At 43.9% G+C, this 26,837-nt stretch carries 22 protein-coding genes; 12 read left to right on the forward strand and 10 right to left on the reverse strand.

The window, feature by feature from the left end; genetic code table 11:
* Positions 1-61 precede the first annotated feature (61 nt).
* Positions 62-1,951 (reverse strand): transglycosylase SLT domain-containing protein, encoded by a 1,890-nt coding sequence (locus ABMY45_RS12610; protein ID WP_206473612.1) that lies wholly within the window; start codon positions 1,949-1,951, stop codon positions 62-64.
* A gap of 280 nt (positions 1,952-2,231) precedes the next feature.
* Between ABMY45_RS12610 and fadB the strand changes: the two genes are divergently transcribed.
* The 3 genes from fadB to tusA all read left to right on the forward strand — a co-directional run bounded on the left by fadB (position 2,232) and on the right by tusA (position 6,027).
* Positions 2,232-4,394, forward strand: coding sequence for a fatty acid oxidation complex subunit alpha FadB (gene fadB, locus ABMY45_RS12615; RefSeq protein ID WP_206473606.1), 2,163 nt, complete (start codon positions 2,232-2,234; stop codon positions 4,392-4,394).
* Position 4,395: 1 nt separating this feature from the next.
* Positions 4,396-5,565, forward strand: coding sequence for an acetyl-CoA C-acyltransferase FadA (fadA, locus tag ABMY45_RS12620; RefSeq protein WP_211867390.1), 1,170 nt, complete (start codon positions 4,396-4,398; stop codon positions 5,563-5,565).
* 222 nt (positions 5,566-5,787) lie between these two features.
* The gene (tusA, locus tag ABMY45_RS12625; protein WP_010376829.1) at positions 5,788-6,027 is read left to right on the forward strand and encodes a sulfurtransferase TusA; all 240 of its coding nucleotides are present in this window, start codon (positions 5,788-5,790) and stop codon (positions 6,025-6,027) included.
* Between the two features lie 68 nt (positions 6,028-6,095).
* Here the strand turns inward: tusA and ABMY45_RS12630 are convergent, their stop codons facing one another.
* The 7 genes from ABMY45_RS12630 to dnaA all read right to left on the reverse strand — a co-directional run bounded on the left by ABMY45_RS12630 (position 6,096) and on the right by dnaA (position 15,799).
* Positions 6,096-6,542, reverse strand: coding sequence for a hypothetical protein (locus ABMY45_RS12630; protein WP_349288947.1), 447 nt, complete (start codon positions 6,540-6,542; stop codon positions 6,096-6,098).
* Positions 6,543-6,613: 71 nt separating this feature from the next.
* The gene (glyS, locus tag ABMY45_RS12635; RefSeq protein ID WP_211867388.1) at positions 6,614-8,683 is read right to left on the reverse strand and encodes a glycine--tRNA ligase subunit beta; all 2,070 of its coding nucleotides are present in this window, start codon (positions 8,681-8,683) and stop codon (positions 6,614-6,616) included.
* On the reverse strand, positions 8,683-9,585 hold the full coding sequence (gene glyQ, locus ABMY45_RS12640; protein WP_010376835.1) for a glycine--tRNA ligase subunit alpha: 903 nt from the start codon (positions 9,583-9,585) through the stop codon (positions 8,683-8,685). The genes glyS and glyQ overlap by 1 nt, the downstream gene beginning before the upstream one ends.
* 176 nt (positions 9,586-9,761) lie before the next feature.
* On the reverse strand, positions 9,762-12,179 hold the full coding sequence (gyrB, locus tag ABMY45_RS12645) for a DNA topoisomerase (ATP-hydrolyzing) subunit B (RefSeq protein ID WP_211867386.1): 2,418 nt from the start codon (positions 12,177-12,179) through the stop codon (positions 9,762-9,764).
* A 12-nt stretch (positions 12,180-12,191) separates the two neighbouring features.
* Complete coding sequence (gene recF / locus ABMY45_RS12650) at positions 12,192-13,280, reverse strand: DNA replication/repair protein RecF (protein ID WP_010604162.1); 1,089 nt, start codon at positions 13,278-13,280, stop codon at positions 12,192-12,194.
* A gap of 4 nt (positions 13,281-13,284) precedes the next feature.
* A complete protein-coding gene (gene dnaN / locus ABMY45_RS12655) occupies positions 13,285-14,388 on the reverse strand; it encodes a DNA polymerase III subunit beta (RefSeq protein WP_349289021.1) in 1,104 nt (367 codons plus the stop codon).
* A 10-nt stretch (positions 14,389-14,398) separates the two neighbouring features.
* A complete protein-coding gene (dnaA, locus tag ABMY45_RS12660) occupies positions 14,399-15,799 on the reverse strand; it encodes a chromosomal replication initiator protein DnaA (RefSeq protein ID WP_039493141.1) in 1,401 nt (466 codons plus the stop codon).
* Positions 15,800-16,406: 607 nt separating this feature from the next.
* Here dnaA and rpmH point away from each other — a divergent pair.
* The 4 genes from rpmH to yidC all read left to right on the forward strand — a co-directional run bounded on the left by rpmH (position 16,407) and on the right by yidC (position 19,101).
* Positions 16,407-16,541 carry a 50S ribosomal protein L34 gene (rpmH, locus tag ABMY45_RS12665; protein WP_010376846.1) on the forward strand — a complete coding sequence of 45 codons (135 nt, stop codon included), beginning with the start codon at positions 16,407-16,409 and terminating at the stop codon, positions 16,539-16,541.
* Between the two features lie 6 nt (positions 16,542-16,547).
* On the forward strand, positions 16,548-16,982 hold the full coding sequence (gene rnpA / locus ABMY45_RS12670; RefSeq protein ID WP_010376847.1) for a ribonuclease P protein component: 435 nt from the start codon (positions 16,548-16,550) through the stop codon (positions 16,980-16,982).
* A 173-nt stretch (positions 16,983-17,155) separates the two neighbouring features.
* Positions 17,156-17,458, forward strand: a complete 303-nt coding sequence (gene yidD, locus ABMY45_RS12675; RefSeq protein ID WP_010604158.1) for a membrane protein insertion efficiency factor YidD — start codon at positions 17,156-17,158, stop codon at positions 17,456-17,458.
* An 8-nt stretch (positions 17,459-17,466) separates the two neighbouring features.
* On the forward strand, positions 17,467-19,101 hold the full coding sequence (gene yidC / locus ABMY45_RS12680; protein ID WP_010604157.1) for a membrane protein insertase YidC: 1,635 nt from the start codon (positions 17,467-17,469) through the stop codon (positions 19,099-19,101).
* A gap of 75 nt (positions 19,102-19,176) precedes the next feature.
* Here the strand turns inward: yidC and ABMY45_RS12685 are convergent, their stop codons facing one another.
* Complete coding sequence (locus ABMY45_RS12685) at positions 19,177-19,392, reverse strand: DUF1496 domain-containing protein (RefSeq protein WP_010604156.1); 216 nt, start codon at positions 19,390-19,392, stop codon at positions 19,177-19,179.
* Positions 19,393-19,620: 228 nt separating this feature from the next.
* On the opposite strand from ABMY45_RS12685, the gene ABMY45_RS12690 reads away from it, so the two are divergent.
* From ABMY45_RS12690 to ABMY45_RS12700, 3 genes are read left to right on the forward strand one after another with little or no spacing between them, the layout of a single operon-like run.
* On the forward strand, positions 19,621-20,292 hold the full coding sequence (locus ABMY45_RS12690) for a cytochrome c biogenesis protein CcdA (protein WP_206473595.1): 672 nt from the start codon (positions 19,621-19,623) through the stop codon (positions 20,290-20,292).
* A gap of 17 nt (positions 20,293-20,309) precedes the next feature.
* Positions 20,310-20,768 carry a TlpA disulfide reductase family protein gene (locus tag ABMY45_RS12695; protein WP_010604153.1) on the forward strand — a complete coding sequence of 153 codons (459 nt, stop codon included), beginning with the start codon at positions 20,310-20,312 and terminating at the stop codon, positions 20,766-20,768.
* Positions 20,768-21,505, forward strand: coding sequence for a hypothetical protein (locus tag ABMY45_RS12700; protein WP_010604152.1), 738 nt, complete (start codon positions 20,768-20,770; stop codon positions 21,503-21,505). The genes ABMY45_RS12695 and ABMY45_RS12700 overlap by 1 nt, the downstream gene beginning before the upstream one ends.
* A gap of 3 nt (positions 21,506-21,508) precedes the next feature.
* Here the strand turns inward: ABMY45_RS12700 and ABMY45_RS12705 are convergent, their stop codons facing one another.
* A complete protein-coding gene (locus ABMY45_RS12705) occupies positions 21,509-23,689 on the reverse strand; it encodes a winged helix-turn-helix domain-containing protein (protein ID WP_349288948.1) in 2,181 nt (726 codons plus the stop codon).
* A 211-nt stretch (positions 23,690-23,900) separates the two neighbouring features.
* Between ABMY45_RS12705 and mnmE the strand changes: the two genes are divergently transcribed.
* Both mnmE and ABMY45_RS12715 read left to right on the forward strand, forming a co-directional pair.
* Entirely contained in the window at positions 23,901-25,265 is a 1,365-nt protein-coding gene (gene mnmE / locus ABMY45_RS12710; RefSeq protein ID WP_206473591.1) for a tRNA uridine-5-carboxymethylaminomethyl(34) synthesis GTPase MnmE, read from the forward strand.
* 176 nt (positions 25,266-25,441) lie between these two features.
* Positions 25,442-26,575, forward strand: coding sequence for a site-specific integrase (locus ABMY45_RS12715; protein WP_349288949.1), 1,134 nt, complete (start codon positions 25,442-25,444; stop codon positions 26,573-26,575).
* The last annotated feature ends 262 nt before the right edge of the window (positions 26,576-26,837 follow it).

Raw genomic sequence — 26,837 nt, forward strand, 5'->3', positions numbered from 1 at the left:
GAGTCTATCATAGCTGCTACCTAAAAACGACGAACTGAGTCTAAGCACCAGCCATGTGCGGTTATTTCACAATTTTCATATCCAAGATACTTGCCAATATGTTGCCATCACGACCAAGGCGGGTATGGTAAACCTGTCGATATGCCATCACATTTTTTACGTAGTCACGTGTTTCTCGGTACGGGATCAGCTCAATCCAAAGCTCAGCAGGCATAGCCTCTGACGGCAGCCAACGCTTAATTCTATGATAACCCGCGTTGTACGATGCTGTCGCCAAAACCTCATTTCCAGCATTTTTACGCTTCAAATACTCTAAATAACTGGTCCCCAAGCGAATGTTTGTGGCCGGATGATATAGGCGATTTTTTGCCACGCGTTTGCGGTTGTTGACGTATTTGGCTGTGCTTGGCAGCAGCTGCATTAAACCGTGAGCATCCGCACTCGAGCGTGCATCCGGTGCGAAAGAGCTTTCCCGGCGAGCAATCGCAATGCTCCATGCAACATCGACTCGATTACGCTCACTATATTTAGTGAACAGCTCTTTAAACGCTATCGGGAAACGCAAATCAACGTAATTCCAAGCTTTGATCTGTGCAAGAGTAAAAATAGTGCTGTCGTACCAATCAAAGTCAGCAGCCAATATGGATGCTGCAAGCTTTTCCTCTTTGCTTGAGGTGTTAGTAAGGTAGTTCCACTCTCGACGTGCTTGAGTATACCTTTCCAGTTCGTATAAAGCCTTTGCTCGCTTAAAACCTGGCGCATGAGATACTCGTTCGACAATGCTGGGGTCAACATTTAACGGCTCTTCATTCAGTGAGACTGGTAATCCTAAACGCGCAGCAGCCAAAAAACCGTAGTAATCACGCTCTTGCGCTAATTGCTGCCAAATCTCGTTAGCCTTAGCTAACTCGTCACGCTTCGCGAGGCTATATGCAAGCCAGTATTGTTGACCATTGCTTAGTTGCTCGTGACCCACGAATAAGGCCGAAATCCCTTCCCAATCTTGCTCTTTCAGCATGTTACTCATCAGCCACTGTAGTAGCTTTCTGTCCTGCAACGATTTGGGCACTTTATTAAGCCAAAACCGTGCGTCTTCATGCCCTTTAGACGCAAGCGCTAGAGCGAAACGATAAGCAACACTATCCTTTTGCCGCTGAGTAAAGGTAAACATATCCTGCATCTTCTGCCAGGCACGCAGCGCTAAATCAGGATCGCGCCAAACGAGGCGTCTTATACCATATACCGCAATTTCGGCTTCTTTTTCGGTGCGTTTACTAAACCGATAAAGCCCAGCAGCGGCACTCGGATCTTGGCGAACCTTTTTATATAGCTCGGCAAGGTATGCCTCATTTTTTGGTAACAGCTTCTCAAGATAGTCTAGCAGTGACGTTTGACCAGATTGCGCAGCATTAGAAATTCGCTGCCAGACTAGCTCAGGCGTTCTATACCCCGCTTTTTGCCATTGGTTAAAAAGACCATCACAAGCTCTGGGCTGAGACTTTCCCACCGTCCAAATATCGGCTACCTGATCAAGAATGGCTTTTTTCGGTGCACCCAAGTCCAACTGATACACCAAATACGTACACTTGAGTTCAACATCACTGGTTTCACGATAGAACTCGATGAATCGTGCTTTCTTTTTATACCGCTTTAAATAATCGAGCCAAGCTGAACGTACAGGCCATTCTAATGGGGTGTGTTCGTATACCGTTAAAAAGTGCTGAATTTCCTGCTGGTACTTGAGTTTAGGGTGACGCTTGTAAAATGCCATTTCAACGTATGGCTTAAGTGGATGATCGAGCTGCGCTGTTGCAGCTTTAAAATTATTATAATTACCAGACCAAGCGACACGCTCAGCCTCTTTAAATTCGTCGTGAGTGCTATCGGCTGCACAGAGCCAGCTCACCATACATAAGCTGCCTGCAGCTAAGCGGGGTAACCAATATGTCATGCAAACCCTTTTTTATCTGCCAAAAGAATACACACCTAAATTGAAATACAGCCAAATTATGCTTATCTAAAGATGGCGCTGAAGACCAAAACTCGGCTTGTCACTTGCGAGCATGCTCATAAATGACACTAAATGCGAGGTGCGTTAAGCCACCATAGCAAACCGACTCAGGTATTTCAGTAAATGTGCGGTAAATTTTTCATTGCAATTTGCCGCCAAAGGATCCACACTGATTGAAATTACAACTCATCGTACCAGTGTAAAGCACGGGAGAACATGTATGTTAATCAAACGCGAGTCCTTTGTAGTTGATTTTTGCAAAGGCAATATCGCTGAGTTTAAGTTTTGCCTACCAGGCTCAGTAAACAAACTATCTCAGCAAGTACTAAAGGAAAGCCACGAAGCACTTATCGAATTGAGCCAGCGCGACGACATCGACGGCTTAATTTTTACCAGCGATAAAGACCACTTTATTGTTGGCGCTGATATTTTTGAATTCCTTCCGACTTTCCAACGCTCAGAAGAAGAACTTGTTGGTTGGATTAAAACCGCAACCGATGTCTTCGACGCAATAGAAGATTTACCTTTCCCTACACTATCGGCAGTAAATGGCCTTGCGCTTGGCGGTGGTTGCGAGTGGTTGCTCGCCACGGATTACCGTATTGCAACTGACAACGCAAAAATTGGCCTACCAGAAGTTAAGCTTGGCATTATGCCGGGCTTTGGTGGTACCGTAAGACTTCCTCGCTTAATCGGCGCTGACAACGCAATGACGTGGATAACCACAGGTCAAGAAAACCGAGCGAATGACGCACTAAAAGTGGGTGCGGTTGACGGTGTAGTACCTGCTGACAAACTCATGGCTGCCGCTATTCGTACCTTGGAGCAAGCCATTGCAGGTAAATTAGATTGGCGCGCGAAACGCCAAATCAAGCTTGACCCATTGAAGATGAATCGTGTTGAGCAAGGTATGAGCTTTGGTATGGCCGAAGGCTTAGTCATGGCAAAAACCAAAGGTCATTACCCAGCACCAATGATGGCGGTACAAACGCTTAAAGCGGCAGCTAACCTTAGCCGCAGCGAAGCGATGGCACTCGAAAACCAAAACTTTGCTAAACTTGCCAAAACGGCAGAAGCCGCAGCGCAAACCGGTATTTTCTTAGCGGATCAATACATCAAAACGGTTGCCAAGAAACAAGCAAAACAAAGTAAAACAGAGATCAAACAAGCAGCGGTACTTGGTGCTGGTATTATGGGTGGCGGTATCGCTTACCAATCGGCCTACAAAGGTACGCCAATTGTCATGAAAGACATCCAGCAAGGTGCCCTAGACCTTGGTATGGGTGAGGCTGCAAAACTACTTGGTAAAAAAGTACAGCGCGGCCACATGTCAATGGACAAGATGGTTGCCACTTTAGGTAAAATCAAAGCAACGCTCAACGATCACGATCTACAAGGCTCAGACATCATCGTAGAAGCCGTTGTTGAAAACCCTAAAGTCAAGAAAACGGTATTGGCGAGTTTAGAGTCGCAATTACCAGAAGGTACGATCCTGACTTCAAACACATCAACTATTCGTATTGATGAGTTAGCCACGGCACTTGAGAAGCCAGAAAACTTCTGTGGTATGCACTTCTTTAACCCAGTGCCAAAAATGCCATTGGTAGAAATCATTCGTGGCGAGCAAACATCGGATGAAACCGTTGCTGCAGTGGTAGATTATGCCTTAAAGCTTGGCAAGTCTCCTATCGTTGTTAACGATTGCCCAGGTTTCTTCGTGAACCGTGTTCTATTCCCTTACTTTGCAGGCTTCAGCCAACTTGTTGTAGAAGGTGCTGACTTCGCAAAAGTAGATAAGGTTATGGAAAATGTCTTCGGCTGGCCAATGGGTCCAGCGTACCTACTAGACGTAGTGGGTATCGATACGGCAAACCATTGTACTGGTGTAATGGCTGATGGCTTCCCTACTCGCATGGCACGTAAAGACAAAGACCCTGTCGCAGTACTTGCGGGGGCTGAGCGCTTTGGTCAGAAGAACCAAAAAGGCTTCTACCAATACGCACCAGATCGCAAAGGTCGTTTGAAGAAGAGTAAAGACGACAGCGCGCTTGAGCTGCTGAGCGGTATTTGTGACGCACCAACTGAATTTGATAAACAAACGATTATTGAGCGTTGTATGGTGCCAATGATCAATGAAGTGTTACTGTGTCTGCAAGAAAACATTGTTGCTTCACCGCAAGAAGCAGACATGGCACTGATCTACGGTATCGGCTTCCCTCCATTCAGAGGTGGTGCATTCCGCTATCTAGACCAAATCGGCCTCGCAAACTTTGTAGCTATGGCTGATAAGTACGCTCATCTTGGTGAAATTTATCGAGTTTCTGAGCAAACTAGACAGTGGGCAGATGAAGGTAAAGTGTTCTATCAAGTGGAGGGCCAGTAACATGGAAAACGCGGTAATCGTAGATTGTATTCGTACCCCAATGGGCCGTTCAAAAGGCGGTGTATTTAAGCATAAACGTGCCGAAGACCTCAGCGCACACTTGATGAAAGGCCTACTTGAGCGTAACCCTCAAGTAGCACCAGACTCAATTGATGATATTTACTGGGGCTGTGTACAGCAAACTTTAGAGCAAGGCTTTAACGTTGGTCGTAATGCTGCACTCTTAGCTGGCATTCCTCACACCGTACCGGCGGTAACCGTGAACCGCCTATGCGGTTCCTCAATGCAGGCATTGCATGACGCAGCTCGCGCTATCATGACAGGTGCTGGTGACACTTACCTTATCGGTGGTGTTGAGCACATGGGTCACGTACCAATGACACATGGTAATGACTTTCACCCAGGCCTTGCGACATCAGTTGCGCAAGCTGCTGGCGTGATGGGGTTAACAGCTGAGTACTTAGCGCTAATGCATGGTATCAGTCGTGAGCAGCAAGATGAATTTGCCGTACGTTCACACCAGCGCGCACATGCCGCAACCCTTGAAGGGCGTTTTGCAAAAGAAATCCTGCCAATGGAAGGTCATGATGCCGATGGTACACCTGTACTTGTCGAGCATGACGAAGTTATCCGCCCTGAGACAAGCCTAGAAGGTCTAGGACAGCTACGTCCTGTATTTAACCCAGCATCGGGTACGGTAACTGCAGGTACCTCTTCAGCGCTTTCTGACGGTGCTTCAGCTATGTTGGTCATGAGCGAGTCTAAAGCAAGAGAACTCGGTCTTCCAATTCGTGCTCGTGTTAAGTCAATGGCAGTCGCAGGTTGCGATCCTTCCATCATGGGTTATGGTCCAGTTCCAGCATCACAAAAAGCCTTGAAGCAGGCGGGCATTACTATCGATGATATTGATGTTGCTGAACTAAACGAAGCCTTTGCAGCACAATCACTACCAGTGCTAAAAGATCTAGGTCTACTAGACAAGGTAGATGAGAAAGTGAACCTCAACGGTGGTGCAATTGCACTCGGTCACCCACTTGGTTGCTCAGGCTCACGTATTAGCACGACGCTTATCAATCTAATGGAAGAGAAAGACGCGAAGTATGGTCTTGCAACTATGTGTATTGGTTTAGGCCAAGGCATTGCTACCGTATTCGAGCGCGTAGAGAACTAATTCCAACCAGCTGGTACTGGGCTTTTATAAGACAATACCAGCACACAACTTCAACTTGGTGACCAAGGCAAAACGGCACAGCTGTTTTGCCTTTTTTATTACCTGCATTTACCTCACCTCGGTTGGCTAAGACTTGAGTTATCCAAACTTGAGCTTACTTACAACATGCGGTTAAAATAGCAGTTTTCGTCACTAACAACGTAACTAACAAGGCCACCCACAATGAGTTTTGATAATACCGACCACACCTTAGATGCAGTAGGCTTACGTTGTCCGGAGCCGGTAATGATGATTAGAGGCATGGTGAGACGGATGAACTTAGGTGAGACGTTGTTAGTTATCGCAGATGATCCATCAACGACAAGGGACATTCCGAGCTTCTGTGAATTTATGGATCACACTTTGGTTGCCAAAGCAGTGGCCGAATCTCCTTACAAATATGTGATTAAGAAAGGTCAGTGATCTCCTCTTTAACACACTGTTTGAACTCATGAGTCATAGACAATAAAAAAGCGGCTGATGCCGCTTTTTTAAGATTTTACAATCACCACCTTTGGTGAGCGAGGATTACGATAATCTAAGCGGATTTCGTACCAACCTTTTTTACTTGGCTTAAAGCTAAAGTAGTTATACACAGTGTTACAATCCGCAACCAGCGGTTGTCCTAGCGTTAACTGCCCTTCACTCTTATAGCCACAGTTGTAGCCTTCACTCCACTGCTCATCAGCAATTTTAAATTCATACACTTTACCTGGGCTCATGAATCTTGCTTTTGTTGCGTAGATCCCCGGTTGTGTTTCTTCAAAGCGATACTGAGGTTCGGCATCCCACAGAGTGAAGTCACCGCGTAAATACATTGCCTTATCCAACTCACCAGCAACTACCGGTGAAGTTGACGTTGTTGGCAATTGAAAGTTACTACTACAAGCGGTAAGTGCTAATAGCGCAATCGCCATTGCCCCTTGTTTTTTAATCATAGCTAGACTGCCTTTTACTTGCTTTTACCAATCAGCAAAAAGCCAGCAATTGCTGGCTTTTGTATCAGCAATTAGTTTTGTAACACTGAAATATCTGCAGTATTAAGGAATAACTTACTTAACTGACCAAGTAGCGCTAAACGATTGGCTTTAACCGCTTCATCGTCCGCCATTACCATAACATTATCAAAGAAGTTATCTACTGCTTCACGTAAACTTGCTAAACGCGTCAGTGCAGTTTGATAATCACCTTCAGCGTAAACAGGTGCAAGCTCAGCAGTTAACGCAGCAACTTGTGCAGCCAATGTTTGCTCAGCTTCTTCTTGCAGGAGTGAACTCTCCACCGCAGCTTCTGACGCGACGTTATTCTTCGCTAAAATGTTGTTTACACGCTTATTGGCAGCAGCTAACGCTTCAGCTTCCGCCAACGTTCTAAAGTGACTAACCGCTTTTACTCGGCGATCAAAATCAACAGGGCTCGTTGGACGTCTTGCAAGTACTGCTTGGATCACATCCACGCTGATACCTTCATCTTGGTACCAGGCACGGAAACGACCTAACATAAACTCAACCACTTCATCGGCAACATTTGCATTGTTTAGCTTATCACCGAATAACGTCATTGCTTTGGCAACGATATCCTGAATGTCTAATGGTAGTTCTTTTTCTACCATGATACGCAATGCGCCGATGGCAGCACGACGAAGTGCAAACGGGTCTTTATCGCCTTTTGGTGTCTGGCCGATACCAAAAATGCCAACCAAAGTATCAAACTTATCCGCAAGCGCCACGGCAAAACTAACTGGGTTAGACGGTAGGTTATCACCAGCAAAACGCGGCATATATTGCTCATTTTGTGCTAATGCGACTTCTTCCGCTTCACCATCAATACGCGCGTAATGCATACCCATCACGCCCTGAACGTCAGTAAATTCCATGACCATTTCAGTCATTAGGTCCGTTTTACTTAGTAAACCTGCACGCTCTGCTAGCGCCTTATCAGCACCAAGCTGCTCCGCAATAAAACCTGCGAGTGCCGAGATACGCTCTGACTTGTCTTTTAGTGTGCCAAGCTGCTTCTGAAATAACACTGAATCAAGTGACTCAAGACGGCTTTCCAGCGTTTTCTTCTTATCCGTTTCAAAGAAGAACTGAGCATCTGCCAGACGCGGGCGAACCACTTTCTCGTTACCCGAGATCACCACACTTGGGTCTTTACTTTCAATGTTAGAAACAAACAAGAACTTGTTGATCAAGTTGCCTTGCTTATCTAACAGTGGAAAGTACTTTTGGTCGTCTTTCATGGTGTAGATAAGTGCTTCATCTGGCACTTGCAAGAAGGCTTCTTCAAAAGAAGCAACTAAAGTGACTGGCCACTCGACTAGCGATGTAACTTCTTCAAGAAGGTCTTCATCCATCGCGACTTGCGCGCCGAGCTTTTCAGCTTCAGCTTCAATTTGGCCTCGAATTAACGCTTTACGTGCTTCGTAATCCGCAATAACGTATGCACCTTTTAGCACTGCATGACTATCATCCGCATGTTCAACACGAACACGCTCAGGGTGATGGAAGCGATGTCCTTGCAGCTCATTGCTGATAGCTTTACCTAGCACTTCACCTTCAACTTGTTGACTACCAAGTAGTGCAGCCACAGTATGCACAGGACGGATAAATTGCGTCTTGTTCGCACCCCAGCGCATCGGCTTTGGAATAGGTAACTTAGCCAGTGCTTTGTTGATCACATCGCTTAGTAACGCTAAGGTCTGTTGCCCCTCTACTTTCGCTTTGTGTAGCAGCCAAGTACCCTTGTCAGTTTCTAAACGCTCAGCATCATTAATATCAATACCACAACCACGCGCCCAACCTAGCGCCGCTTTAGTCGCGTTACCATCCGCGTCAAATGCCGCCTGAATAGCTGGACCACGCTTTTCAACCACTTTATCGGCCTGTTGCGTTTGCAATGCTTTAACTTGAATGCCTAAGCGACGAGGTGATGCATACCAGCTCACGCCTTCATGACTAAGTTCTAATGCTTCAAGTTCTTGCCTAGTATTTTCTGCGAATGACTCAGCAAGGTTGCGTAACGCCTTTGGTGGTAACTCTTCGGTACCAATTTCTACGAGTAAGTTTTCAATCGACATTATTTATCCTTACAAAGCGGGAAGCCAAGTGCTTCACGTGCGTCATAGTAAGCCTGTGCACAGGCTTTTGATAAAGCACGAACTCTTAATATATAGCGCTGACGCTCAGTTACTGAGATAGCATGACGTGCGTCTAACAGGTTAAATGCATGAGATGCCTTCATTACCTGCTCATAAGCTGGCAATGGAAGCCCCGCTTCGATTAGCTTTTCACTTTCTTTTTCACACTGGTCAAACTGCTTGAATAATGCCTCTACATCCGCATATTCAAAGTTATATGTCGACTGTTCGATCTCGTTTTGCATGAACACGTCACCATAAGTTACGCGCCCCATTGGACCATCTGTCCAAACGAGATCATAAATGCTATCTACACCTTGTATATACATCGCAAGGCGCTCTAAACCATAAGTAATTTCACCCGTTACCGGTGAGCATTCAATACCGCCAACTTGCTGGAAGTAAGTAAACTGAGTCACTTCCATGCCATTCAACCATACTTCCCAACCTAATCCCCAAGCACCTAGCGTTGGTGACTCCCAGTTATCTTCAACAAAGCGCACTTCGTGCGTTAATGTATCAATGCCCAACGCTTCTAGAGAGCCTAGGTAGAGCTCCTGAATATTCTCAGGCGATGGCTTCAAAACAACTTGGAATTGGTAGTAATGCTGAAGACGGTTAGGGTTTTCACCATAGCGACCATCCGTCGGGCGGCGACAAGGTTGTACGTATGCGCTCGACATTGGCTCAGGACCAATGGACTTAAGGAAGGTCATCGGGTGGAATGTACCCGCACCAACTTCCATATCTAAAGGTTGAGCTACAACACAGCCTTGCTGCGCCCAGTAATCCTGTAAAGCCAGGATCAAACCTTGGAAGGTTTTGATATCGTATTTTTGCATAGTTGGCTTATTTTTATCTGGTACTTATCGTATGTAAACGCCTGCAGTAATTTGGCGCTTACGCTAGATTCAATGATTGAAAATTATGCTCAGTATACCGCGAGCGCAGGAGGGTTTTAAGCTTTAAAGCATAAAAAAAGGAGGGAAAATCCCTCCTTTTTACTAGATGTTTGAGTTTACACGTCTAAGTTAACAACTCTCAGTGCATTTGTTTCGATAAACTCTCGACGAGGTTCAACTTGGTCACCCATCAAGGTTGCAAACAATTGGTCTGCAGCAATAGCATCTTCAATAGTCACACGTAGCATACGGCGAGCATCTGGATCCATCGTTGTTTCCCAAAGTTGGTCAGGGTTCATCTCACCCAATCCTTTATAGCGTTGTGTATACAAGCCACGCTTAGACTCTGAGATAAGCCATTCAAGACCAGCCTCAAAATATTCGATTGCTTGTGTCTTCTCACCACGCTGTACATAACCGCCTTCGCTGATCAAACTACCAATCTGACGACCCGTGTTCGCAATGCGAACATAATCTTTAGATGTAATAAAATCGAAGTTCAAAGTATGCGCTTTATCAACACCGTGCTGACGAATATTGATCACCGGATAATACATATGGCGCTCTTCATCAAATGCAACTTCTGCGTTGAAGATAGTGGCGTCTTCATCTTTCTTCACAAGGTCAGCAACCAAGTTTTCAGTCCACGCCGTTACTTTTGCTTCATCAGATAAGTCTGACTCGGTTAGTTCTGGGTGGTAAAGCAAGCGGTTCATGATTGAAGACGGATACTTACGCTTTAAACGCTCAATAATATCTATCGTATTCTGATAGTCATGCACTAGGTTTTCTAACTTGTTGCCAGTAATTGGCTCAGCACCTTCTGCTGGGTATAACGCAGCATCGTTTAGAGCTAATGTCGTTAAATATGAAGTTAGCGCATTATCATCTTTAATATAACGTTCTTGCTTACCTTTCTTCACTTTGTATAGCGGTGGCTGAGCAATATAGACATAACCGCGTTCGATGATCTCTGGCATCTGACGATAGAAGAAAGTCAGTAGCAGCGTACGGATGTGTGACCCATCCACGTCCGCATCGGTCATGATGATGATGCGGTGATATCTTAGCTTTTCAGGGTTATATTCATCACGGCCAATACCACAGCCTAATGCAGTAATTAGTGTTGCCACTTCCTGAGAAGAAAGCATCTTATCAAAGCGTGCTTTTTCTACGTTCAGGATTTTACCTTTGAGCGGCAGAATTGCTTGGTTCTTACGATTACGACCTTGCTTAGCAGAACCACCCGCTGAGTCACCCTCCACTATATATAGTTCAGAAAGTGCAGGATCTCGTTCTTGGCAGTCAGCGAGTTTACCCGGTAGACCAGCTAAATCCATAACGCCCTTACGACGAGTCATTTCACGGGCCTTACGTGCAGCTTCACGTGCGCGCGCAGCATCAACGATTTTGTTTACAACGGTTTTTGCATCGCCTGGGTTTTCTAGCAAGAATTCGGTTAGCTTTTCAGCCATCATTTGCTCAACAGCCCCTTTCACTTCACTAGAAACGAGCTTATCTTTTGTCTGTGAAGAGAACTTAGGATCAGGAACTTTAACACTAACAACAGCGGTCAAACCTTCACGGGCATCGTCACCCGTAGCACTGGTTTTATACTTTTTATTAAAGCCTTCTTTTTCCATGTAGGTGTTAAGCGTACGCGTAAGTGCTGCACGGAAACCCGCTAAATGAGTACCACCATCGCGTTGAGGAATGTTATTGGTAAAACAGTAGATGTTTTCTTGGAAACCATCATTCCATTGCATAGAGACTTCTACGCTAATGCCATCATCACGCTCAGTCGAAAAGTGGAAAACGCTTTGATGAACTGGCGTCTTCTTACGATTTAGATATGCAACGAATGCTTGAATACCGCCTTCATATTTGAAGTGATCTTGTTTATTCTCTTCGCGCTCATCACTCAAAATGATGCTTACACCAGAGTTAAGGAAAGATAGTTCACGTAGGCGCTTGGCTAGAATATCGTAGTGGAAATTTGTATCTGAGAAAGTTTCAGCACTTGGCCAGAATCTCAATTCTGTACCAGTAGATTCCGCTTCACCGATAATACCTAGCGGCGCATCTGGAACACCCATTGTGTATTTTTGCTGATGCACTTTGCCATCACGGCGGATTGTTAATTGTAGTTTTTCAGAAAGTGCATTTACAACAGAAACACCTACACCGTGCAGACCGCCAGATACTTTATATGAGTTATCATCAAATTTACCACCGGCATGTAGTACAGTCATGATAACTTCCGCCGCAGAAACCCCTTCTTCTTCGTGAATTGAAGTTGGGATACCACGACCATTATCTCGAACAGATACAGAGCCATCGGTATGAATTGTTACGAAAATATCGTCACAATATCCTGCTAGTGCTTCGTCGATTGAGTTATCAACGACCTCAAACACCATGTGATGTAAACCAGTACCATCGTCTGTGTCACCGATATACATTCCCGGACGCTTTCTTACAGCATCCAATCCTTTAAGTACTTTAATACTCGACGAATCGTAATTTTCCGACATGGTTTCTTCCAATTATTTTGTTATTAAGCTGCCATGTTCCACGTGGAACATTTTAATTTCACGTTCCATTGGTTCAATAACGGCGGCAATACTTTCTGGAGTAATAGCAGTGATAAACAGCTGTGACTGACATTGCGCCAACAGACGCGATACCGCCACCTTAGTATCTTCACTAAGCTCCGAAGGTAAATCATCAATAAGCAGAATTGACTGCTTATTACTCTCTTGGTCAATCAAACTGTTTTGCATTACTTTAAGTGCATACAGTAAGAGCTTGAGTTGCCCACGAGAAAAAATATGTTCTACGCTGTTTCCTTGAGTATAAAAGTTAAAGTCAGCCTTATGCGGCCCTTTACTTGTATAGCCAAGTTTTACATCTCGCTCTAACTGATTCGTTAATACCTCAGCGAGTTCCCCCTTCCAGCCCGCTTGAAAGCGAATTTCAAGGCCTTTAAATATAGGGCTTATATCCCCTATCTTATCAAAAAAATGCGTCTGAAACCTACCTATATAAGCCTCTCTAAACATATTTATTTGCTCAGCAAGGCGTACAAACTCCTTATCCCAATAACTTAGCTGGGATTGGAGATCTCTCGGTTTAGATTTCAATAAAGCGTTACGTTGCTTGAGCACCTGATTAAACATTTTCCATGTGGAATAGAACTGATGTTCCACGTGGAACACACCTAAATCAAGAAACTTACGACGCTCTTTTGGACCACCAAAAAACAGCTCATAGCTTTCTGGTGTAATAACTTGAACAGGTAAAACCTGTGCTAATTCTGCCACTTTCCGGCTTGCTTGCCCCTGAATTCGAAGCTTAGTTTCGCCACTGGTATATTTACTAATGCCAAGCGGTATAGACAAGTTATGTAGTTGTTTTTTTGCATGAACAACGCAATGAGAAGCCTCATGCTTGATCATTAATTTTTGCAGATTGGTACGGAAAGATTTACCACTGGAGAGAAAGTAAATGGCTTCGAGCAGACTGGTTTTACCGCTACCATTTTCACCGAGAATGACATTAACGGCATTGCTAGGTGAAAGCGCCATCGCCTCAATGTTTCGAAATGCATTGAGGCTAAGGTGAGTTAAACTCATAACTCTATAAACGCATCGGCATAACTACATACATTGCATGTTCGTCACCAGCGGCTTCAATAAGCGCACTGCTGTTCGCATCAGAAAGCGTAAATTGTACATCTTCAGACTTTATTGTATTTAACACGTCTAATAAGTAAGAAACGTTAAAACCAACTTCAAGATCATCACCTTGGTAACCTACCTCAACAATTTCTTCAGCTTGCTCCTGCTCTGGGTTATTGGCACTAATTTTTAATTGTCCATTACTCAGATTCAATCGTACGCCACGAAACTTCTCGTTAGAAAGAATAGATACACGCTGAAATGCACTACGTAGCCAGTCGCGATTTGCGGTAACCAACTTGTCCCCGCCTCGAGGTAATACGCGACGATAATCAGGGAATCGCCCATCCACCAGCTTACTCGTGAAAGTAAATTCGCTGTCGATGATGCGCACATGATTAGCGCCAAATTGAATGGTGATAGTTTCATCATCCGCAGGCAATAAGCGCATGATCTCTTGCACGCCCTTACGAGGAATGATCAATTGACGTTGTGTTTGCAATGACTCAGGTAATCTTTGCTGCGCAATTGCCAAACGGTGACCGTCAGTAGCTACCGTTTTAATTTCATTATTATCTACCTCGAACGACATACCATTTAAATAGTAACGTACGTCTTGGTTAGCCATAGAGAAATGCGTTGCTTCTAGCAATTTTCTAAGCTCTAAACGCGTTATGGCAAACTCAACCTCACCATCCCACTCTTCAAGATTAGGGAAATCTTCAGCGGCTAAGGTTGTCAAAGAAAAGCGACTTTGACCGCTAGTCAGTAGCAATTGATGCTCTTGGCTACTCAGCACTAAATCCGAGTTATCTGGCAAGCTCTTACAAATATCTAGGAGCTTTTTCGCTGGTAAAGTGATCTTGGCGTCTGGCACATTGGTTTCAAGGGCAACAGATGCAACAAGCTCTATCTCTAAATCTGTACCTGTCATATGTAACGCGCCATTTTTCACTTCTAGCAATACATTAGACAAAATAGGCAGTGTATGTTTGCGCTCAATGGCACCCGACACTTGTACCAGTGGCTTTAAAAATAGTTCTCTTGGAATCGTTATTTGCATCATTTAACCCTTAAGAAGACAGCGTTCTAATTAAGTTTTGATAATCTTCTTTTACCTCATGACTTTCATCACGAAGTGCTTTTACTTTTCTACACGCATGTAACACGGTGGTATGGTCGCGACCACCAAATGCATCACCTATTTCTGGTAAGCTGTGGTTTGTCAGTTCTTTAGACAATGCCATGGCTACTTGTCTTGGTCTTGCAACTGAACGGCTACGACGTTTTGACAATAAGTCAGAAACACGAATTCGATAATATTCCGCCACGGTGCGCTGGATATTATCGATGGTAACGAGTTTGTCTTGTAGCGCTAATAAGTCGCGTAGCGCTTCTTTAACAAAATCGATAGAAATTGGACGACCAGTGAAGTTGGCATTAGCTATCACGCGGTTTAACGCACCTTCTAACTCTCGCACATTAGAGCGTAATTTCTTAGCAATAAAAAAGGCAACTTCGTGTGGCAAGTTAATATTACTTTGCTGCGCTTTCTTCATTAAGATAGCAACGCGAGTCTCTAATTCTGGAGGCTCAATAGCAATAGTTAACCCCCAACCAAAACGCGACTTCAGTCGGTCCTCAACCCCTTCTATTTCTTTAGGGTAACGGTCAGAAGTTAGAATAATTTGTTGGTTGCCTTCAAGCAGCGCATTAAAAGTATGGAAGAACTCTTCTTGCGAACGCTCTTTGTTTGCAAAGAATTGGATATCATCAATCATCAATGCATCAACGCTGCGGTAGTAACGCTTGAATTCTTCAATGGCATTATTTTGTAGTGCTTTAACCATGTCCTGAACAAAACGCTCTGAATGCATATAAACAATTTTTGCATCCGGTTTTTGTTCAATAATGCCATTACCTACGGCGTGTAACAGGTGCGTCTTACCCAGACCTGTACCACCATAAATAAATACGGGGTTGAATGCAGAACCTGGATTATCTGCAACTTGCGTTGCAGCGGCTTTTGCCAGCTGGTTAGATTTACCTTCCACAAAGTTATCAAAGGTATAATTCTCTTTAATATTAGACTTATGCGAAGATTTAGGAGCTGGCTCAACTTTTTCTGCCATTTTTGGCTGAGTGCCTTGCAGCATTGACATGTTATCAGCGGCATGACCTACACTTGCGGCTTTTTCGTTAGATAAACTTGGTTGTGCAGCTAACACAGGTTTGCTACCCACATCAAAGCGCAGCTCTGGTGCTTCATCACCACAGATCTCAATCAGCAGTTCATTGATGCGGTGGAGATACTTTTCTCGTACCCAATCCAATACAAAACGATTCGGCGCATAGATAGTTAGCGTATCATCAGTACTTTCTGCCTGTAGTGGTCTTACCCACATGCTAAATTGCTGAGATGGCAATTCATCTTGCAAAACATATAAACAACTTTGCCAAACCGACAGATACACTCTGAACTCCAATAGGTTTTGATTCCCGGGAATAAAAAATAGAGCATTCAGATCTAAAAAATCAGATCTAAATGAAAGGATCGCCGGAAATACTTAGTTTTTATTACAAAATCACTGGTGGAAGCGGGGTATTATGAAGTGATCTTATCCACAAGTTCAATATTGACATTTAGAAAAAGCAAGATCTCACCCTAACAAAAAAATAAACACATGAAATTTAAAGGTTTTTATTTTTTACCCACAAGTAAGATCATAGCAAAAAACTCTCCCGATCTCACCCCAAAATTAAGATCAAATTTAGTTTTCCAGAGCTTTTCCTATTCTTACTAAATGCTATAATGCCGCCCATCGGATCAGATCTATGCAGATCGATTTCGTATTGATCCTACTTTATGTAGATCGTCTATGTTTGCTCGATAGCTTTGCCAAGTTTTGTCTATATATAAGGATAAAGAAATCCTACTGTGGATTATTTAGCCACAGAGAACAGATTTTGATTGACTTTAGACGCGCTCAGCTTTAATATCTCGCGCTCGCAATGGCACCTGTGCCAGGATCGCGACCTGCATAGGATGTTTTAACTTTTAACCGATCGGATGGAATTGTTATGAAAAGAACTTTTCAACCTAGCGTACTTAAGCGCAAGCGCACTCACGGTTTCCGTGCTCGCATGGCGACTAAGAACGGTCGTAAAGTATTAGCACGTCGTCGTGCTAAAGGCCGTAAAGTACTTTCTGCTTAATATTTAGTGGAAGACTTTAGCTTTAGCAGGGAGTTACGTCTGTTAACTCCCTCGCATTACTCCCGCATATTTCAAGAACCAGCTCGCGCTGCTACGCCTTATTTTACTCTACTTGCAAAACCAAATGATGTTGGTCATCCAAGACTCGGTTTAACTGTAGCAAAAAAACGCTGCAAAAAAGCATGTCAACGAAACCGTATCAAACGACTTGCTAGAGAAAGCTTTCGATTAAATCGTCATAAACTTGATAATATCGATATTGTGTTGATGGTCAAAACCGGTGTTGACGAGCAATCTAATGAAGAGCTAACTAAACAGCTCACTAAGATGTGGCGCAAAATAAATGAACGTTGTAAGCCAGGTGCACCTAAACCACCTTTTAAGCCAAAACCTCAACACAAGCGTTCAAAAAATCCTCAAGCTAACGCGAAAAAGCAATAATCTGCTTTAGCCTTTCCTTTTTACGGCGCATTTACCCTTGCTAGCATAGTAATTTTACGCCAATTAAGGTAAGGTTAGCTCACCTTTTAATCAGCTATATCAATGGAAAAATAGTCTGTTTTTGCCTACTTAGGTTGAAGCAGTAAATTGAGGAAATTGATATCTACAAAGCCATGAATTCAACTTCAGGGCGTAGCAAGATCAGAAATCAGTTCAAAGCAGTTTGTTCGCTTCCCAAGCACCTGCTTATATTGCTGATCCGCGGTTATCAACAATGGATTAGCCCCCTACTCGGGCCTCATTGTCGTTTTAACCCGACCTGTTCTAGTTATGCAATTCAAGCAATTAATTTACATGGAATTGCAAAAGGGAGTTGGTTAGCGGTTAAACGCATATTAAAATGTCACCCTTTGAGCGCAGGTGGAGATGATCCTGTACCTGTGAAGTCGACTAAAGTTAAACAACACGAGAAATAAGAGCTGTTATGGAATCGCAACGCACGTTTTTATTTATCGGTTTGTTGCTGGTTTCGTTCCTACTGTTCCAAGAGTGGACACAAGAACAAAACCCGCCACAAGCTGATACCAGTGCCGTCACACAACAAGTGGCGAACTCAACCCCAACAGAAGAGCAAGCTGATGTACCAGCATCAAGCCAATCCGATGTCCCAGTTGTAGCAACTCAGGCAACACGTTCTGTCATTAGTATCACTACCGATGTACTTTCGGTAAAAATTGATACTAAAGGCGGTGACATCGTTGAAGCCAGCTTACTACAACACGCAGAAACCCATGGCAGCGACACGCCTTTCATGTTACTTGGTGAGTTTGAAGGCAAACAGTATGTTTCACAGAGTGGTTTAATTGGTTTAAACGGCCCTGACGCGAACAAAGCTGGTCGCCCAGTCTATGAGTCGGCACAACAGCAATATGAGCTCAATGGCGATACATTACGTGTACCACTGACTTTTACTGATGAGAAAGGTGTACAGTACACAAAAACTTATGTATTTAAAGCAGGTAAGTATGACGTTGACTTAGAATACCAAGTTAACAACACCACCTCATCACCTGTTCAAGTACAACTATACACACAAATCAAACGTACACGCCAAGATAAAGGCAGCATGGTTGATCAGACCTACTTAGGCGCAGCCTATGGTACCGCTGAAGAACCTTATGAGAAATACAGCTTCTCTGATATGGCGGATGCGAACCTGAATAAAAATACCCAAGGCGGCTACGTTGCTTTCCTACAGCACTACTTCGTCAGTGCATGGGTGCCAGATCAGCAAACCAATAATACGATTTATACCGCGCTTAGAAATGGTAATGGTATTGTTGGTATGAAGAGCGAGCCAACCAATGTTCAAGCAAATAGCACGGCAACTATCCATGCGGTGTACTACATGGGTCCTAAAGACACAGAAGCGCTTGAAGCAATTCAAGAAGACCTAGATCTCACTGTAGACTACGGCTGGTTATGGTTTATTTCACAACCTTTACTGACTCTGCTTAAGTTCCTTTACGGTATTTTAGGTAACTGGGGTCTGGCGATTATTGCTATCACTTTGATTGTGAAAACGGCGTTATACCCACTAACTAAAGCGCAATATACCTCAATGGCTAAAATGCGCATGCTACAGCCTAAGATGCAGGCACTAAAAGAGCGTTATGGCGATGACCGCCAGAAGTTCGGCCAAGCGATGATGGAAATGTACCGTAAGGAAAAAGTGAACCCAATGGGTGGCTGTTTCCCACTACTACTACAAATGCCAATCTTCCTAGCCTTGTTCTACGTATTCCTTGAATCAACGGAACTACGTCATGCTGAGTTTATGTTGTGGCTAACGGATCTATCATCAATGGACCCGTACTACGTACTACCAGTGCTATTTGGCGCAAGTATGTTCCTAACCCAAAAACTACAGCCAATGACAGTTACAGACCCAATGCAACAAAAGATGATGACTTACATGCCAGTCGTGTTCTCAATCTTCTTTATTTGGTTCCCATCAGGTCTGGTACTTTACTGGTTGGTTTCAAACCTTATCTCTATCGCTCAGATGCTTATCATCTACCGTGGCATGGAGAAAAAAGGCATGAAAGTACGCGGTTAACGCTCGTACACCTTGAATAAAAAACGCCAGCTTCACAGCTGGCGTTTTTTATTTGCGTATCATATGAAGTTGTCGTTATTGATCAATCCACTGGAGCTCACCATTTGGACCGCCGTCAACACAGACTTTCCATTTGTTATTTTGCTTTTCTACCGATCCCTTAGAATATGCCTGATCGGCAAAATAACAATATTTTGTAGGGTCGTAGTCTGGTTTTACATTCTCACCACTTAGTGCAGAACCAGATACCGCAAATGCTGCAGATACAACCGCTAGTGTTAGTCTATTCATAATATCTCCCTTTACGCATAATTTTAAGTTACCTAAACTAGGTAACTTACCTTATCTTATAAACACAACGAGCAACAAGCACTTTTTCTTTTAAACTCATAACAATTAAAATATCAAATAAAAGCAAACGCTTGATAAAATTTGATAGCGATTTTATGACGATTTGATAGGTCAAATCTGGGCTATCCGTCATGCTCTTTTGCAGTTAAAAAATGCAAAGAGAAGACGATGCTTGAATCTACGTTACTACAGGCACTCTCCAGTGCCGAAACTGATTGGTGGTTAGTGCCTATTGCACTCTTAGTAGGTGTACTCACCAGCTTCACGCCCTGCGTATATCCCATACTTCCCATAACTGTTGCGACTCTTAGCCAACAACGCCATATTCGCCTTGCCCCTATTTTGTATGCGCTAGGCTTTGCAGCTGTGTACGCCGCGCTTGGATTTATTGCAGCACTAACGGGTAGCTTTTTTGGCCAAGTAGCAACAAACCCTTGGGTGCTGCTTATTTTTGCTAATCTATTACTCTACTTTGCTGCGGTATCAAAAGGCTTAATCTCGCTGCCACGCTTGCCAAATACGATTGCAACAGGCTCACCAGCACCTCTTCTAATGGGCATGGCCAGCGCTCTTGTTGCGGCTCCTTGTACGTCTCCAATTCTAGGCGGCTTATTGCTCTTCGTTGCTAATGCCCAGCAACCTCTATTAGGAGGCGCGCTGCTGTTTAGTTTTGCGCTCGGTATGAGCACCCTATTACTGCTAGCAGGGCTAAGCACGCGCTTTTTGCATACATTACCAAGATCTGGAGCTTGGCTAAATCACATCACTACAGCAACCGCACTTATCTTAGTCGCGATGGCGCAATATTTTCTTATTCAAGCTGGCAAAAGTTGGCTATAAAACGCAAAGGAACCACCATGAAAAAAATCATTTTTTCTTCACTCTTTATGTTACTCAGCACAATGTCTGCAGCAAAGGACTATCCCGTACTGACCGCCAATACGCTTGCAAACAATACCGTAACCAGTCAAGGCAAAGTCACTTACTTGAAGTTTTGGGCAACGTGGTGCTCCTACTGTGTGGAAGAAATGCCACTGCTTGAGCAAAGCTTTCAGCAAGCCAATAACCACTATCAGGTTATCGCCGTCAATATTGGCTTCAATCAGTCGAAAAAACGCGTGCAAACTTACCTTGATAAACATGATTACCAGTTTCCAACGGTATTTGATGGTAGTGGCAAGATAACTCAGCAGTTTCAAGTGTTAGGCACGCCACAACACATCCTCATTGATGAAAACGGCAAAGAAATCTATCGCAGCGCATTGTTTACAGATGAGCTGCAACAACATCTGAGCACACTCCAAGGAGCAAACTAATGTCATCAATTAAAGCCTTACTTATGTTCGCCGCTGTGTGTTTCAGCGTGTTTGCGCACGCCAACACGCAAGAGTATGTGTTTATTAATATTTGGGATGAGTATGTACAACCCACGACTCTACCAACGCCACTAGCACCAAGGAGATTGCTACAGCCCGATATCAATATTGATGAGGCAAGCTTAGCGCAATTTAAAACGGCCTATCCAAGCTATGCTGAGTTAGCTATTGATAAGCAAAACCAGTTGATGCAACGGTTTGCAGTAAGGCAAACACCTGCTCGTGTTGTCGTTAAAGACGACAAAGTTATCAAACGAGAGTTGTTGACGACTAACAGTGCACCAAGCACAGAGAAAGAAACACAGATCCCATTGCAAACACTCACCGGTGCGCCATTTTCGATAGCGACGATAAACAGCCAATACAGAGTGTTATTTTTCAGCGATAGCTTGTGTCCGTTTCAGCATATTCCTGCCTGTGAAATGAGAATAAAGCAAAACAATCAACTCGCTGACTCGAGTGCGTATCCGGTCGTTACTGTGATTAAGCCCTTTTATGTGGAAGAACAAAGTGCTCGAGACTACCAACAACGCTTTGAGGTCAAACACGATATTGTGTTCGATCACCACAACGAAGTATTTAGCCAGTTTGAGATTAGAGAGCTACCTTACTGGGTGGTACAAGACAAACACGGTGAAGTCGTTTATCGCGGTAATCAGCCACCCAACATAGACTAGAGCCTAATTTATCGTCCATTTACTCTGACAATAGACGCTGTAAGGGGCATCGATAAGCTCAGCAATAAAGCGCTTATCGATGCTGCTTTGCTGGCGTATTTGCAGCAACTGTTGCTGTAATAATTGGCTGTTTTCGAGTCCGGCCAATTTATCTGAAAAGCGCTTTTGCAGCGCTTCTTCATTTAACATATCAGCCGCAACAACACCGTAAAGCAACAAAAGATGTGAATTGGTATGTTGATGTGCAGTAATGATCTCAAGCGCTTGTTGAGGCTCGTTTCTCAAAAGGTGGATATACATTTGCGTATAGAGCGCATAGGTCTCAACTTCTTGTAGCTGTAACGTTTGATAGTCTTGCATTGCTTCAATCGTCAACGGCTCTGCTAATTCGAGCTTGCCCGCTTTGATCCAGGTCCAACCCAGTAACAATTTAACGTTGGCACGCGTCACCGAAGAAATATAATCGCTTTCTAACAGCATTTGATATTGCGTAATTGCACTTTGCATTGCATCCGTATCACCCGTTTGCAATGCGATATCCATATGCGCCATGCCAATCAGTAATTGCTGTTGCTCATAGCTTGGAATAAAACGCGGCTCGCCGTTAATGTCTTTTAAATACCGTAGCGCCTTTTCTCCCTGATGTAGCTGAATATAGTAGAATCCTAGGTAAGTGAGTATTTGCTTTTCTAAATAGTGATATCCATTTTTCTGAGCTAAAGCGAGGGCTTTTAATAAACTAGGTTCACTTTCAACCACTGGCACTAAGTAATTTTGACCATAAGCAAACAAAGCTTTTATTAGATTCATGGTCTGCTCTGTTTGCTCATAATAGGCAATGGCTTGCGCGAGTACAGGTTTACTCTTCTCTAAGTTCAGTAACGTTTTTTCAGCGGGACCAGCCGCTGGTGGATTAGCAAGATAGAAACTCCGCTGTGCTTCGCTATAGGCAAACGATCGACTGCCTATCAAAACATGCGCTGAACTCATCGCTTGCTGGTATTCATCCCAACGTTGTAACACCCAAAAAGCATCTGCTTTGAGTTGATATGCCATCGCAATCAACTCAACTTGCTGGCTTTGCTCAGCAGCATCGAGGGCAAGCTGAGCTTGCTGCAACGCTTGCTGATGTAAGCCTTGTGCCTTGAAAAACTCTCCGTAATAGAGGTGGTAGCGAGCACGAGTCGCGATTGAAGCTGTACTTAGTGAAGTCTGTTCGAATCGACGTGTGGCAGAACCAATATCACCGAGCTGCCAACAAATTTGCGCAAGCTCCAACTGACTTTCTAGATGTTCTGGCATTTGTGCCACAGCCGCCTCAAAATATGCCTTTGCTAGTTGAGGTCCCTGTTCATTTAATGCTTGTACACCGCGGTAATAGTCATTCATTGCTAGATTTAAGGATGATTTTTTGGCGGTTTTAGTGTCAACACCTAGCGCTAACTGCGCAATAACCTCTGTTGCAATCGCTTCAAAGCTCTCATCTAACTGTTCAACAATTATCTCGCTTTGCTTATCTCCATAAGTAACACTGAGTAAAAAACGCTGTTGTATCGGCTTTAGTGAAAGCGTGAGCTGATTAATCGCACTATCCTCTGCAAGCTCAGGATATTGGCTTCGTGGTACTAATTGATAATGAGACTGTAAATGTTGTCTCAATGCTGCTTCAAGCGCATAACCCCACCACGCATTGGCTTGCACACCCGTCTCATTCACCATAGGCACAATGATTAACGAGTCTTGCTCAGCTTGTACACGAGTGACAACGGGTGCTGAGCTAGAAACGAGGTAAACACTCGCTGCGACTCCACTTAACGCAATAGCGCCAACGACAAGCATCGCTTTCATTGTTGTAGTGAGTTTGAATGTGGTAAATGTGCGGCTCTCAACAGGACAAATCCACTGATAACCTTGCTGTGGTATGGTTTTAATAAAAGTGGGGTGCTGGGCGTTATCTTTGAGGGCTTGTCTTAGCTCAGTGATACTTTGTGTTAGTGCAGCTTCTCTAAACTCACCGTGTTGCCACAACGTGCTGAGCAATGTTTCACGTGTAACAATCTGATTTGGATGGGCTAAAAAATAAGCCAACAACTGCGCGACTCTCGGCCTCAGTGGCACTTGCTCAGCATCACGATATAAACACGAGACATTTGGATCGAAGCGGAATTGAAGAAAATGCAGCACAGCGTTAGTTTCCCTTATACAACCTTTGCTAGTAAGAACAGTAAAAACTGTGACCATAATTATACCTGACAAAAGCGCATAACCGTATCATTAAGCTCATCAACCACCCAAAACACAATGAGCATACTCAGATATTACCCACCAGCTATACCTGAGATATATCAATTGCTGTACAATTATGGCTATTAACCAGACAGTCTAAAGAGTCATCATGATCGCACAAGACACCATAGCAGCACAGGCTACCGCACCGGGTCGCGGTGGCGTTGGTATTATTCGAGTTTCAGGGTGTAAAGCCCGAGCAGTTGCCGAGCAAATCTTAGGTAAATGCCCAAAAACTCGCTATGCCGAATACCTGCCATTCAATACCCTAGCAGGTGAACAACTAGACCAAGGTATTGCATTGTTCTTCCAAGGGCCGAACTCATTCACCGGTGAAGATGTCCTTGAGTTACAAGGCCACGGTGGCCCCGTGGTACTTGATATGCTGTTAAAGGAAATCAGCCAAATTGAGCAAGTGCGCTTGGCAAAGCCTGGTGAGTTCTCAGAACGTGCTTTTATGAACGACAAGCTAGACTTAACACAAGCAGAAGCTATCGCAGACTTGATCAACGCCACCAGCGAGCAAGCTGCAAAGAGTGCGCTACATTCACTACAAGGTGACTTTTCTAAACATATCAATACGTTGGTTGAGAAAGTAATTCATCTGCGCATGTACGTAGAAGCCGCAATAGACTTCCCTGACGAAGAAATCGATTTTCTTTCCGATGGTAAAGTCTCGGGTGACCTAGAAGCCATTATTCAGCAACTCGCGGAAGTGCGTAAGCAAGCCAAGCAAGGCAGCATCATGCGTGAAGGCATGCGCGTGGTGATTGCAGGCCGCCCTAACGCCGGAAAATCTTCACTACTCAATGCCTTAGCAGGCCGTGAAGCCGCGATTGTTACAGACATCGCAGGTACCACAAGAGACGTACTACGTGAACATATTCATATTGATGGCATGCCGCTTCATATTATCGACACGGCAGGACTTCGTGATAGTCCAGACAAAGTAGAACAAATAGGTATTGAGCGTGCTTGGGAAGAGATCCGCGGTGCCGATCACGTACTATTTATGGTGGATGGCACCGAAACCCACGAAACCGATCCTGCGAAGATCTGGCCTGATTTTATCGAGCAATTACCACAAGGCATGGAAATTACCGTGATCCGCAATAAAGTCGATTTAAGCGGTGAAGCGGTTGGCGCAACAACGAGTGATGGCCATACTCTTATTCGCCTAAGTGCCAAAGATATTCAAGGCATTGATTTATTGAGGGAACACCTAAAAGCCTGTATTGGATTTACTGGTGCAACTGAAGGTGGCTTTATGGCTCGCCGTCGTCACTTAGACGCCCTGGAGCACGCTGCTGAGCATCTAGAAATAGGTCAGACTCAGCTAGAAATGCATATTGCCGGTGAAATTTTGGCAGAAGAGCTGCGCCTTACCCAGCAATACCTCAATGAGATCACCGGTGAATTCACCTCCGACGACTTGCTTGGCAAAATCTTTAGCTCATTTTGTATTGGTAAATAACAAGGTAAACTAAAGGAAACAAACATCCAACTTAAGTTAAAAAACCTAATTTATTCATACATTTAATAACTTTCTTATCTTTCAATAGTTTCCTTTAGTTTCATAATATGGGTCTTGAACGGCCCACCTACTTCTTTGATGTGGGCCACTATTGGTCCACCAAAGAGGAAGTTATTATGAAACTAACCATCGAGAAAAAATCACCTGATAGCACTGGCCGCCAACAACTACTGTTAACCAGAAATTATGGTTCTTACCTAAACGAAAACGGCAAACGAGTTAAACGCCGTAAAAGACAATCAATGGACTTGTTCATTTATGCCAACCCTAAAGACAAGTTCCAACGTGACCACAATAAAAAGACCTTAGATATTTCTGAAAAGATAAGAGCGCAAGCGATTGTCGATTTAGCTAACAACAAGCATCACTTTGAAGACTCAGAAAAACAGCAAGAAAGCTTTTATAGCTACATGCAGCAAATAATTAATGACAAAGAGCACACTGATAGCCCATCAAACGTATCGCTATGGGAATCATCGTTAATGCATCTAAAGAGATATTGTGAAGGAAATCCGCTGTCATTTACTGATTTTGATGCTGATGTATTACTTGGGTTCAGAACATACCTAATAAAACATGCACGCACAAAATCAGATAAGCTACTTTCTTCAAATACTACATCATGCTATTTCAATAAAGTGAGAGCGGCTTTAAACAAAGCATTTCACGAAGGCATTATTCGTCGAAATCCTGTAAACGAAGTAAAAAGCATCAAGATAGAACAAAACCCTCGTAATTACTTAGAAGAGGAAGAAGTAACTGCACTTTATAAAACAGAGTGCCGGTATGATGTACTCAAAAGAGCATTCTTATTCGGATGCCTCACAGGTATGCGCTGGTGCGATATTCAAAAGCTAACGTGGGGTAAGCTTACAATGATCGATCCACGAGCAACTTTTAGGCATATTAAAACTGGGCAACTCCAGTACTTACACCTTCCTTCTGATGCCAGAATGCTGTTGGGTACGCCAGGAGAAGACCATGAGCGTGTTTTTAAAGGTTTAAAGTACTCTAGCTATACCAATGTAGCCTTAACCCAATGGATGCTCAGAGCGGGGATCACAAAACATATTACCTTTCACTGTGCTAGACACACCTTTGCTGTACGTATGCTAACTAATGATGTCGATATTTATACTGTTTCAAAATTGCTTGGCCATTCAGAGTTAAAAACAACACAAATTTATACAGACATCATTGATCGTAAGCGAAAAGAGGCGATGACTACCCTACCTAGTCTATTTCAATGAAGGATATTAGGTTGGGAAATATGGGAAACTGGGAAAGTATAATAAAAACAGATAAATATAAATTTATTTACCTTCCCCCTTTCCCGCTTTTATTTGAAAAGCCAGTTGTATCCAGGAGGTGTGAAAGCGTCGAGTGCTTGCCACTCAGAGCGCCGCATACCTCTTGGATAACCTTCACTACGCAAAGAAAAGTCAGTCAAGCTAGAAATCGCCCGCAGGGTTGCGAAGCAAGGGGGCCCCGCTTGCGGGGTTCCGATTTATG

The sequence above is a fragment of the Pseudoalteromonas sp. XMcav11-Q genome, assembly GCF_040104525.1.
Lineage (GTDB): Bacteria > Pseudomonadota > Gammaproteobacteria > Enterobacterales > Alteromonadaceae > Pseudoalteromonas.